Source organism: Nocardiopsis coralliicola (genome assembly GCF_054779695.1).
Genome location: NZ_BAAGXT010000053.1, coordinates 26409 through 38284, shown reverse-complemented (window position 1 = coordinate 38284; position 11876 = coordinate 26409). Strand labels below are relative to the sequence as shown.

The window sequence follows — 11876 nt, the reverse complement described above, 5'->3', positions numbered from 1 at the left end:
CCTCCGCCGCGCACCGGCGCCGCACCGCCCGCGGCGGGTGCGGTGCTGTGCGCGGGCGGCGCAGCGCTGTGGCTGGCCAGCGCGCGGCGGGCCACCGACCCGGTGCTGCCGCCTCGGCTGCTGCGCGACCGCGCCGTCGGCATCCCGGCGGCCATCGCCTTCCTGATCGGCGCCGCCCTGTTCGGCTCCATCGCCTACATGCCCGCCTATCTGCAGATCGCACTGGGCGCGTCGGCGCTGGAGGCGGGGCTGCTGGTGACCGCGCTGATGGGCGGCGTTCTGGTGTCCACGGTCGTCTCCGGCCGCCTGGTCACCCGCACCGGGCGGTACCGCGGCTACCCGATCGCCGGAACGGCCGTTGCCGCGGCCGCCCTGGTGCTCCTGTCGCAGCTCGGCTCCCAGCCGGACCCGCTGCACGTCACCGCGGTGCTGGCGCTGCTCGGACTGGGTATCGGCCTGGTCATGCAGATCATGGTGCTCGCCGCGCAGAACGCCGCGGGTCCGGCCGACACCGGACAGGCGACCGCGGCCGTCACCTTCCTCCGCCAGATCGGCGCCAGCGCCGGTGTCGCCGCGTTCGGGGCACTGCTCACGGTGCGCTTCGGCGCCCTGCTGCCGGACGCCCTGGCGCAGCGCGTCGGCGGAGCCCGGCTCGGCGCCGAGGTGCTGGACGGGCTCGCACCGGGCGAGCGCGCTGCCGTCGCCGAGGCGTTCGGGTCCGCGCTGCCGCCCCTGCTGGGCATGGCCGCACCCCTGATGGGGGCGGCGTTCGTACTCGCCCTGCTGCTTCCGTCGCGCCCGCTGCGCGACACCCCCCACGCGGACCCCGCGGGCCAGCCGCCGCAGCGGCGGGGCCGGCGGTCCGCCCACCAACGCGAGGAGCTCCGATGACCGACACCGCACCCGCCGCCACCGCGGTCGCGCCGCTGAGCGCGTTCTCCGCCGCCGACATCGACCTGGTCGGCGGCAAGGCCGCCAACCTCGGCGAACTCATCGCCGCCGGGCTTCCGGTGCCGGACGGTTTCGCCATCACCACGAACGCCTATCGGGCCGCCGCCGCGCACGCCGGCCTGGCACCGGGCGCGGACATCCCGGCGGAGCGGCTGCGCGCCGGTTTCGCCGCCGCCGAGGTCCCGGAGCCGCTGCGCACCGAAATCCGGACCGCCTACGCCGCGCTCGGCGGCGGCCCGGTTGCGGTGCGCTCCAGCGCCACCGCCGAGGACCTTCCGGGTGCGGCCTTCGCCGGACAGCAGGACACCTTCCTCAACGTGACCGGCGCCGACGCACTGCTGGACGCGGTCCGCCGGTGCTGGGGATCGCTGTGGACCGACCGCGCCACCGCCTACCGGGAGCGGATCGGCATCCCCGGCGACACCGTCGCCATCGCCGTGGCCGTGCAGAAGATGGCGCCGGCCGACTGGGCCGGCGTGCTCTTCACGGCCGACCCGGTCACCGGCGCCCGCGACCGCGTCGTCGTCGACGCGGGCCAGGGCCTGGGCGAAGCAGTCGTGTCCGGCCTGGTCACGCCGGAGCACGACGTCCTCGACCGGTCCGGGCGGCTCCTGCAGCACCGGCCGGGCCGCGGCGAGGTAGTGGTGCGCCCGGTGGAGGGCGGCGGTGTGGCCGAGGTCCGCGGCTCGGCGGCGCCCCCGCGCATGCCGCGGGAGGCCCTCGCCGCGCTGGTCCGGCTCGGCGTGCGGATCGCCGAGCACTACGGCCGGCCGATGGACGTGGAGTGGGCGGTCGCCGGCGGGGAGCCGCACATCCTGCAGGCCCGCCCGATGACGGCCGTCCCGCCGCCCCCGCTCCGGCTGAACCGGCGCCAGCGGCTTGTCGGGCCGACCCTGCTCGACATGTTCACCGAGCGGCCCTATCCGATGGACGTCTCCAGCTGGACCGGGGCGCTCCTCGGCCACGTGCGCGCGATGGCCGGCGGTCTGGCCGGGATGCACTTCCCGCCGCTCGCCGACATCCTCACCGAAGAGGACGGCATCGTGACCGCGTTCGTGCCGCCCTCACCGCGGCCGACCCGGGCCACCCCGCGGCGCATCGCCGGCACGCTCCGGCGCAGCCGCCGGTTCGCGGCCGGCCGGCTGACCGCGGACCCGCGGTTCGCGGAGTTCGAGCGCCGGCTGGCGGAGCTCTCCGCAACCGACCTCGCCGCGCTGGACTGGGCGGGCCTGCGCGGCCTGCCGCGGCGCGCCCTGCAGCTGGTCGATACGGTCACCGCGCTGCGCATCGACTATCTGCCGAGCTGGATCGTGCCGATGGCGCGGCTCCAGATCGTCCTCGCCGTCCTCGGCCGCCGCCGCGACTCCGCCGACCTGCTCTACGGCGCGGTCACCAAGACCGAGGAGACCAACCGGGAGCTGGAGCGGCTCGCCGGGCAGGTCCGCGCCGACCCGGAGCTGTCGGCGGCCTTCGCCGAGCACTCCCCGGAGGAGCTCGCGGCGGCGCTGGACTCCACCGGTGCGGCCGGGGGCGAACCGGGCGGCGGGTGCGGCGGTGCCGGGCCGGCGGCCCGGGACGCGGCGCTGCGCGGCTTCGCCGCGGATTTCACCCGCTTCCTCGGCGCCTACGGCAACCGCGAGACCACCAGCGCGGTCTACGTCTCCACACCCTCCTGGGGCGCCGCCCCGCACGTGCCGCTCGGCCTGGTCAAGGTGCTCGCGAGCGCGCCGCCGCAGCACGACACCGGCCGCGCCGCCGCGGCGCTGGACCGGCTGCTGTCCCACCCGCTGCTGCGGGCCGGCGGACGGGACCGGGTGCGGCGGCTGGTGGAGCGGGTCCGCGCCGGCGTCGCGGTGCGCGAGGACACGCACTTCCACTTCACCCGCGTCCAGCCGGTCCTCCGCCGCGCGCTGCTGGAGATCGGTGCGCGGCTCGCAGCCGACGGCGTCCTCAGCGCACCCGGCGACATCTGGCACCTGCGCCTGGAGGAGGTGGAGGCGATCAGCGCGCTGCCCGCGCCCGGCGCGGAGCGGGACCGGCTGCGCGCCGCGGTCCAGCACCGTGCGGCGCGCCGCGCCGAGATGGCCGGGGTGCGCCTGCTCGACCTGCACACCGCGGGCCTGGCGCCCGCAGCCGAGGGCGGCGCACTGGCCGCGGGGACACCGGCCTGCGGCGGAACCGCACAGGGACCGGTGCGGGTCGTGCTCTCGGCCGACGACTTCGGCAGGATGCGCAGCGGCGACATCCTCGTCTGCCCCTACACCAACCCGTCCTGGACGCCGCTGTTCCAGCGGGCCGCCGCAGTGGTGGTGGACTCCGGCGGCATCGGCTCGCACGCCGCCATCGTGGCGCGGGAGTACGGCATCCCGGCGATCATGGGCACCGGGAAGGGCACCGCGGTGCTCGCCGACGGCGTGCAGGTGCGGGTGGACGGCGACGCCGGCCGCGTGTACCCCGCCGAGTGATCCGGCCTGCGGGCCGGGTGCGCCGCGCCGGACCTGCGCCCCGGCCCAGCACGCAGTGCCGATCGAGAGGAGACCCCCACAGTGGCTGACCAGCCAGATCCCGCTGTCCCGCCCGGCGCGCCCGGGCCGGACGGCGCAGGCTCCGAGGCCTCGGCTGGGGCAGCGGGCGGGGCGCCGCTCGCGAAGCGGCCGCGGCGCCGCGGGGAGGCGCTGCACCGCGCGATCCTGGACGCGGTGATCGCCGAGATAGCCGAGCACGGCTACGCGAAGCTGACGATGGAGCGGGTCGCCGAGCGGGCGGGGGCCGGCAAGGCGTCGCTGTACCGGCGCTGGCCCAACCGCCCCCGGCTCGTGCTGGACGCCGTGTACGCCCGTATCCCCGCGGCCGCGGACATCCCCGACACCGGCTCGCTCCGCGGCGACCTCCTGGCCCTCTTCCGCCGCCTCTCCGAACTGCTGCAGAGCCCGCTCGGGGAGGCCATGCGCGGCGTCCTCAGCGACCTCCTCGACAGTGAGGAGCTGGCCGCGGAGGTCCGCACCGCCTCGCGCGGGCAGGGGGTGGCCTCGGTGCGCGCGGTCGCCGAACGCGCGGTGCGCCGCGGTGAGGTGGCGCCGGAGGCGCTGACGCCGCGCCGGCTCGAAGTCGGCCAGGCGGCGGTGCGCCACCGGTTCCTCTACTACGGTCCGCCGATCCCGGACGACTACCTCGTCTCGCTCGTCGACGAGGTCGTCGTGCCGCTGTTCACGCTTCCGCCGCCCGCCCCGGAGGGCAGCACGCCGGGGGCGGCTGCTCCGCCGCAGGCAGGCCCCTGGTGAGCCGCCCCGGCGTCCGCGCTCCGGTGCGGCTCTCCGGAGGCGGCGGGGCGGTCCGCAGCGGCTGCGTCCGCTCCGCCGGCGCCGTCCCGCCGCGGTGGGCGGGCCCGGGGACGGGGGCGCGCTCCGGCTCCGCGCCGGCGAACATCTCCGCCAGCGTGCTGCGCCACGCGTTGCCGCGCGTGCCCGGGTAGAGGCACATCACCGCCAGGCAGTACTTGCTGATCCGGCGCGGGCGCACACCGAGCGCACGCAGCGCCCGGTCCGCCCCGGTTCCCGGACCGGCAGACTTCGACTCGGCCAGCACCCAGCCCGGCGGGACCGCGACCCGCTCCCGCCCCACGGTGAACTCGAGCTGGTCGTCGAGCGTGAGGCGGGCGCGGCCGGACCGGTCGACCAGGGTGCGGCGCCGGTAGGTGGTGACCGCGGAGGGGGCCAGACCAGCGGGCGGCGCCATGCCGTAGGCCTCGTCCAGCGCCGCGGCGAGGAACTCCCCGGCCTCGGGGGTGAGCACGCCGAGCCGGTCGGCGGGGTGGGCGGTGCGCTCCTTGACGGTGGTGCTGCGCGCGCCCTCGGTCTTCACCTCGAAGGTTGCGGTACCGGAGTCGAGGTAGCCGCGGGTGCGGATCTTGAAGCGCCGCCGCCGGCCCTGCGCGTGCTGGCGGTAGGTGAGCAGGTCGGGGGTGTCGAAGTAGGTGGAGCTGTAGCGGAAGCCCCGGCGGCCGCCGATCTCCAGCTCGGCCCAGTCCCCGCCGGCGGCGAGGCGGCGCTCCAGCCACTGGGCGGCACGGTGCGGCACGAGGTACTTGCGGTCGACCCGGGTCTGCAGCTCGGCGAGCGCCACAACCTCGTCCAGGCCGATGGCCGGCAGCAGCGCGGTCCGCTGCTGTCCGCCGGAGGCGGCCGTGCTCATCGGCGCACCGCCGTCCGGAGGCGCTCGCCCGGGGTGCGCCGGGCGCCGGCCGGCAGCGGTCCGGGACCGGACGGCACTGCGGCAGCGCGGCAGCGGACGTCGACCACCATGGTCTCCCGCACGTAGTCGACCTCGTCAACGATCGCGGCGAGCACCGGCCGGCCGAGGCGCCGCTCCAGGTCGGCGCGGAGCGCGGCCTCTTCGCGGTGGACGACGTCGAGCACCACCACCCGGCGCTCGGACAGCGCCGCGACGCGCGGGTGGTCGGCCGCGTACATGACGGCCAGCAGCACGGCGCTGACCAGCCCCGCGGCGAGCGGCATCGCCGCCGCTCCGATGCCGTTGACCAGGCCGAGCGCCAACGCGATGAAGTAGTAGCCGACTTCGCGCTGGGTGATCTCGCCGGACCGCAGCCGGATGATCGAGAGCACGCCGAACAGCCCGAAGCCGACGGCCAGTTCGACCCGCTGGTTCATCAGCAGCACGCAGACGGCGAAGACCCCGGCGTTCAGCGCGGTGTAGGCGAAGAGCAGGTCGGTCCGGCGGTGGCGGCGGTAGTACAGGGCGAAGGCCAGTACGGCCACGGCGGCCAGGTCGATGGCGAGTGCCGCCAGGATGCTCGGGCTCACGGTTCCTCCTACAGGCGGCCGCCGGGGTTGGGGTTCCGGGGCCGCTTACGATCTTCGGCACCCACCATGAGGGGTCCGTGAGCCGATGATGAGAGCCCCTTCATGGAGCGCATGCTCGCCAATGCCGGCGCAGGCACCGGGGGAGGGCGGCCGGGGCCGCGGGCGGGTGCCCGCGGAGTTCAGGAGCGGCCGGAGCCGGGGAGGTCCGTGCCGAGGTAGGCGCGGACGAGGTCCTTGCACTCGGCGATGGTCCGCGGATCCCCGCGGGGGTCGGTGCGGAAGGCGAGATCGAGGACGGCGTCGGCGGCTTCCACGGCCACGTGCAGGCGCCGCCGCTCGGCCGGCCCGGGTTCCCTCCCGAGCGCCGCGGCCCCCACCGCGACCAGGCGCTCGGCGACCGGCGCATCGCGGTCCGGCCGGGCCGGAGCGCACTCCTCGCCCGGTTCGGACGGGATGAAGGCGAGCACCCCGAAGCCGGGCACCGCGCGCCGCAGCCGAACGTAGACGTCGACCGCGGCGACGGCGACCTCGGTCCAGGCGTGCGGCGCACCGCCGGCCAGCTCCTCGGCCACCCGGTCGCCGTAGACTTCGAGGTTGCGCGCCGCGAGCGCTCTGACCAGGGCGTTCTTGTCGGCGAAGAACTGGTAGAGGGTACCGATCGGGAGGCCGGCGCGGCGCGCGGTCTCGGTCGTGGTGAGGCGGAGGTAGCCGACCTCGTCGAGGAGTTCCGCGCACGCGTGCAGCAGCCGCTCCACCCGCTCCAGGCTGCGCCGCTGGGCGGGGCGGCGGCGGAGCGCGGACGCGGTCCAGCGCGGCGCCGCGGAGCGCAGCGGCGTGGCGGTCTCGGTCGCGTCGGTGCCGGTCATGGGCCCATTCTGCCGTGCCCTGCGGACAGTGTGCGCGGCAGATGGCGCATTGCGGCCCCGGACCCGGGGACCACGGCCGGCTCACCCCGAGCCGGTAGGTGCATATTGTTGTATATTCAAAAAAGTTACTATTAGTCGCCTCCGCACCGCGCCCCGGGAGACGCCCATGACCGCCGCGCACGGCTATCCGCACCTGTTCACCCCGCTCGACCTCGGCCCGTTCACGCTGCCCAACCGCGCCATCATGGGGTCGATGCACGTCGGCCTCGAAGAGGCGCCGGGCGGCTTCGAGCGGATGGCCGCGTTCTACGCCGAGCGCGCCCGCGGCGGGGTCGGCCTCATCGTCACCGGCGGCATCGCCCCCAACGCCGACGGGCGGCCGTGGGACGGCGGCGCATCGATGTCCTCCGAGGCCGAAGCCGAGCAGCACGTGCAGGTCACCGAGGCGGTGCACCGCGAGGGCGGCCGGATCGCCATGCAGATCCTGCACTTCGGCCGCTACGCCTACCACGGCGGCCTGGTCGCCCCCAGCGCGCTGCGCGCGCCCATCAACACGCTCACGCCGCGCGCCCTGGAGTCCGACGAGGTCGAGCAGACCATCGGGGACTTCGTGCATGCGGCCGAGCTCGCCCGCACGGCCGGCTACGACGGCGTGGAGGTGATGGGCTCGGAGGGCTACCTCATCAACGAGTTCACCTCCGCGGCCACCAACCAGCGGACCGACGCCTGGGGCGGCACGCCCGAGGCGCGGCGCCGGCTGCCGGTGGAGATCGTCCGCCGCATCCGCGAGCGCACCGGGCCGGGCTTCGCGATCATCTACCGGCTGTCAATGCTCGACCTGGTCCCGGGCGGCGCAGAGCTGCCCGAGGTGCTCGCGCTCGCCAAGGAGATCGAGGCGGCCGGCGCGACCGTCATCAACACCGGCATCGGCTGGCACGAGGCGCGCATCCCGACGATCGCGGCGTCGGTGCCGCGCGGTGCCTTCAGCTGGGTGACCCGGTCGGTGATGGGCGCGGTGTCCGTCCCGCTGGTCACCAGCAACCGCATCAACACCCCGGAGACAGCCGAGCAGATCCTCGCCGCCGGCGACGCCGACCTCGTCTCGATGGCGCGGCCGCTCCTCGCCGACCCGGAGTTCATCGCGAAGGCGCAGGCCGGCCGGCCGCGGGCGATCAACACCTGCATCGGCTGCAACCAGGCGTGCCTCGACCACACGTTCAGCCTCAAGATCACCTCCTGCCTGGTGAACCCGCGGGCCTGCCACGAGACCGAGCTGGTGCTCGCGCCTACGGCAGCGCCGCGCCGGGTCGCCGTGGTGGGGGCCGGGCCGGCCGGGCTGGCCACCGCCGTCTCGGCCGCCGAGCGCGGCCACCGGGTGGTGCTGCTGGACTCTGCCGACCGCATCGGCGGGCAGCTCAACCTGGCCCGCCGCGTGCCCGGCAAGCAGGAGTTCGACGAGACGATGCGGTATTTCGGCGAGCGGCTGGAGGAGCTCGGCGTCCAGGTGCGGCTCGGCGCCGAGGCCACTGCGGAGTCGCTGGAAGCCGAAGGCTTCGACGACGTGGTGGTCGCCACCGGCGTCACCCCGCGGACGCCCGAGATCGACGGCATCGGCCACCCCAGCGTCGTCGGCTACACCGACGTACTGCGCGGCACCGCCGAGGTCGGCCGCACGGTCGCGGTCCTCGGCGCCGGCGGCATCGGCTTCGACGTCGCCGAGTTCCTCACGGACGACGGCGACGGCGCGGCCCTGGACCCGGCCGCGTTCTTCGAGCGCTGGGGCGTCGACACCGGCTACCGGAGTCCGGGCGCACTCGCCGCGGCGCGGCCGGCCGCGCCGCCGCGCACGGTCCACCTGCTGCAGCGCAAGACCTCCAAGCCCGGCAAGGACCTGGGCAAGACGACCGGCTGGATCCACCGGGTGGAGCTGCGCAACCGCGGCGTGGAGATGGTCGCCGGCGCCGCCTACCGGAGGATCGACGACGCCGGCCTGCACATCACCGTCGACGGCGAGGAGCGCGTGCTCGACGTCGACACGGTGGTGCTGTGCACCGGCCAGGAGCCGCGGCGCGGCCTGTACGAGGAGCTGACTGCGGCGGGAGTGCGCGCGCACCTGGTGGGCGGCGCCGACGTGGCGGCCGAGCTCGACGCCAAGCGCGCGATCGACCAGGGGACGCGGCTGGCGGCGGAGCTGTAACGCGCGGCAGGCGCCCGGCCCGTCCGGAGTGAAGGGATAGCGTTGGGGCATGGCTCTGCGCAACGCGGTGATGGCGGCCCTGCTCCAGGGCGAGGCGTCAGGCTATGACCTGTCCAAGCGGTTCGACACCGCGACCGCCGACTTCTGGACCGCAACCCCGCAGCAGCTCTACCGCGAGCTGGACCGGATGGAGGGCGAGGGGCTGATCGCGGCCCGCACCGTGGAGCAGGAGCGCCGTCCCAACAAGCGGGTGTTCTCGCTGACCCCGGAGGGCCGGACCGCCCTGTATGAGTTCACCGGGGCCGCGCCCCGCCCGACGGCGATCCGGGACGAGCTGCTGGTGCAGGTCCAGGCGGTCGACGCGGGCGACGGCGGCGCCGTGCGCGCCTCCGTCGTGGAGCGCCGCGAGCGGGCCCGCGCCAAGCTGGCCCGCTACGACCGGATCCGCGACCGGCTGCTGCAGGGCCGCTCCGAGGAGGAGTACCTGGCCGCCACCGACCACGTCGGCCCGTACCTCACGCTGCACCGCGGCCGCCTCTTCGAGGAGGAGAACATCCGCTGGGCCGATCAGGTCCTCGCCATCCTCGACCGCCGCGCCGCACAGCCCGCGCGGTAGCGGTCCGACCGGTCAGCCGGCGGGCTGGGATGCAGGCATTACCAGCAAGGGCGGCTTCGCCGGCAGTCTTTCCGCTCTGTTCCACCGCTTCAGGGTCTCGTGTGCGGCCAGTGTTTCTCTGCTGATCGCGGGGCGGGGGCGGGGGCGGGGGCGGGTAAGACCATAGGCTCCCGTTCCTCGGTAGCCGGCTTTCCGGTGTTCAGTGCGCCGGACAGGCGCAAAAGCAGCAGCGACGGCGAAACTGGGCAGGGGCTCAGGTCGGCGGCCGGGCGGCGGGCTGGTCGCGTGGCGGAGGTGGGGGACAAATGCCAGGAAAACAGACACTGCGACGGGGTCCTGAGCACGCCACCCAGGCAAGGGGCGCCCTCCTCCCCCCCTGCAGACCCTGTACGCAGAGCCGATTCCGCACCACTCCGACCTGCGCAAGTACGAGGTCACGCAGTGTCGCGGTGTCCGATTCCCGCGCACACGCCTTTTTTGCGGCCTGGTCGGCGAAAAGGCGGCAACCGCGGCGGCAGGATGCCCCACTTTGGGTGATGTGAGACAGCAGTGATCTCGCCACTCCGCGAAATGGAACGCGCCGCGCTCCTGCGCGTGGGCCCCCGAACCGGACACCGGCGCCCCGTCGGTGACCGTTGCCCGGTTTGGTCCGATATTTCGCCACGCAGAGTGAAACTGGCCCGGAGATTGGGCCGCGGAACGCTCACACCTCCCGGGTTTTCCGCGCATCCGCCGTCGAAAAGTTGGGAGTCGTGGCGCCGATGGGGTGTTACCAAGGGTTCGCGAACCCCCCGCGCTTACCCGGCCGGCCAGCCGCCGACCCTGCAACCCCTGCAGTCCCGCTATCCACACCAGTCACACGAGTCACGCCCGCCCCGCGCCCCGCCGCCGCCCGGCCGCCCACCCGCGGCGCCGGCCAGCCTCGCCGTCGCTGCCGCTTTTGCCGTTGCGACGCACTGAACACCGGGCAGTCGGCCGCCGAGGTGCGGGAGCCTACGGTCTAAGCCGCCCCCGTGCGCCCCGCCCCACGACCCGCCGGCGCCCGGCCGCCGCGCCGAGCTTCCGGCCCCCTCGCCGTCGCCGCCGCCTTTGGCTTGTCCGACGCACTGAACCTCAGCTGGCCGGCCGCAGAGGAGCGGGAGCCTTCGGTCGCATCCGGGCCCCGCGCGACCAGCGCAAGCTCTGGCCGCGCGCCGCCCCCGAAACGGCGGGACAGAGCGGAAAGACTGCCGGCCAAGCCGCCCTTAGCGTGATGCCGTGAGCCATGCAGGTCAGACTGGCGCGGAATCGGGCTCGCCGAGCAGGGTCCCTAGGGGAGGAGCTCTTCTGCTTGGCCGGTGCTTGAAGGCCCCCGTCACGGTGTCCGTTATGCCGCCATTGCCCCCAGGCCGCCCCGCGACTGCGAGTCCGCCGATACCTGCCCCCCCCGCATCAGGCAGCCCAGAGAAGGCGAGCACGCGTCCGCGCTCCGCCGCTGGAATCCGCGGCCGGTCAGCCGACGGGGAGGAACGCCGCGATCTCCGCGGCGACCGCCTCGGGTGCGAGGGACGGGGCGAAGTGCATCTGGCCGGGGATCGCGGCAGTGGCGGCGTTGGGCAGGGCGGCCGCGAGTCGGGCGAGGACGTCGGGCATCGGCTGCCAGGTGTCGGCGCCGCGCAGGACCAGGACCGGGACGCCGATGGCCGACCAGCGGTCCATACCCCCGGTGTCGGCCGCCATCGACTGCAGGTCGCCGATCCAGCCCGGCGCGTCCGGCACGTCCGACGGCGCCCCTCCGACGCCGGTCCCGGCGTCCGCGGGCGGCAGCATCGCCGCCGGCACCCGGGCCACCTTCTCGGCGAGGAGGCGGTCCGAACGCGCCCGCTCCCCGCGTTCCACCAGCCGCCGGTAGTCCGCGAGGACCGGTTCGAGCTCCGGTCCCGCGGCGTACAGCGGCGGCTCCCAGAGCACCAGTGACCGGATCTCGATCCCGGCGGCCGCGGCGTGCAGGGCGGCGGTCGCCCCGTAGGACAGGCCGACCAGGTGCACCGGGCCGCCGATGGAGCCGATGACCGCGCGCAGATCGGCCGCTTCGTCGGCGAACCGCTTCGACGCGCCTGCCGGGCCGCTCGGCGCGTACCCCCGGCGCGCCGGCCGGTACACGGTGAACCGGTCGTCCAGGCAGCGGGCCAGCGGAACGCCGGAGTGCAGGCCGCCGCCGGAACCGTGCACCAGGACCAGCGGCGGACCGGAACCGGAGTGCTGCACGGCGATCGCGGTGCCGTCGGCGGAGCGGACCGGCGCAGCGGGCCTGGACGGCCCGCCCTCTCCGGAACCGCCCCGCCCTTCGGACCCTGGTGCGCTGCCCAGCGCTGCTCTTCCCATCCGGACATCCTGGCGCGCCGGCCGCGCCGGATCCACTGGATTTCGGCTGCGGCCACCGGAGC

At 75.3% G+C, this 11876-nt stretch carries 9 protein-coding genes; 5 read left to right on the top strand and 4 right to left on the bottom strand.

Annotation, left to right across the window (positions count from 1 at the left end; genetic code table 11):
* The 3 genes from ACYVGT_RS24925 to ACYVGT_RS24915 form a co-directional block, all read left to right on the top strand.
* Positions 1–891, top strand: an 891-nt coding sequence (locus ACYVGT_RS24925) for an MFS transporter (protein WP_460862842.1), incomplete at its 5' end; no start/stop codon positions are given.
* Entirely contained in the window at positions 888–3416 is a 2529-nt protein-coding gene (locus tag ACYVGT_RS24920) for a PEP/pyruvate-binding domain-containing protein (protein ID WP_460862841.1), read from the top strand. The genes ACYVGT_RS24925 and ACYVGT_RS24920, both read left to right, overlap by 4 nt.
* Before the next feature lie 81 nt (positions 3417–3497).
* The gene (locus ACYVGT_RS24915) at positions 3498–4232 is read left to right on the top strand and encodes a TetR/AcrR family transcriptional regulator (protein WP_460862840.1); all 735 of its coding nucleotides are present in this window, start codon (positions 3498–3500) and stop codon (positions 4230–4232) included.
* Here the strand turns inward: ACYVGT_RS24915 and ACYVGT_RS24910 are convergent.
* The 3 genes from ACYVGT_RS24910 to ACYVGT_RS24900 form a co-directional block, all read right to left on the bottom strand.
* Positions 4159–5142 (bottom strand): polyphosphate polymerase domain-containing protein, encoded by a 984-nt coding sequence (locus tag ACYVGT_RS24910; RefSeq protein WP_460862839.1) that lies wholly within the window; start codon positions 5140–5142, stop codon positions 4159–4161. The two genes, ACYVGT_RS24915 and ACYVGT_RS24910, sit on opposite strands and share 74 nt — an antisense overlap.
* On the bottom strand, positions 5139–5771 hold the full coding sequence (locus ACYVGT_RS24905) for a DUF4956 domain-containing protein (RefSeq protein WP_460862838.1): 633 nt from the start codon (positions 5769–5771) through the stop codon (positions 5139–5141). Before ACYVGT_RS24905 ends, ACYVGT_RS24910 begins: the two co-directional genes overlap by 4 nt.
* A 179-nt stretch (positions 5772–5950) precedes the next feature.
* Positions 5951–6637 carry a TetR family transcriptional regulator gene (locus tag ACYVGT_RS24900; protein ID WP_460862837.1) on the bottom strand — a complete coding sequence of 229 codons (687 nt, stop codon included), beginning with the start codon at positions 6635–6637 and terminating at the stop codon, positions 5951–5953.
* Positions 6638–6803: 166 nt separating this feature from the next.
* Here ACYVGT_RS24900 and ACYVGT_RS24895 point away from each other — a divergent pair, with 166 nt between their 5' ends.
* Positions 6804–8834, top strand: a complete 2031-nt coding sequence (locus ACYVGT_RS24895; protein ID WP_460862836.1) for an FAD-dependent oxidoreductase — start codon at positions 6804–6806, stop codon at positions 8832–8834.
* A 49-nt stretch (positions 8835–8883) separates the two neighbouring features.
* Positions 8884–9450 carry a PadR family transcriptional regulator gene (locus tag ACYVGT_RS24890; protein WP_460862835.1) on the top strand — a complete coding sequence of 189 codons (567 nt, stop codon included), beginning with the start codon at positions 8884–8886 and terminating at the stop codon, positions 9448–9450.
* Positions 9451–10941: 1491 nt separating this feature from the next.
* On the opposite strand, the gene ACYVGT_RS24885 is transcribed toward ACYVGT_RS24890, so the two are convergent.
* Positions 10942–11814 (bottom strand): alpha/beta fold hydrolase, encoded by an 873-nt coding sequence (locus ACYVGT_RS24885; protein WP_460862834.1) that lies wholly within the window; start codon positions 11812–11814, stop codon positions 10942–10944.
* Positions 11815–11876 lie beyond the last annotated feature (62 nt).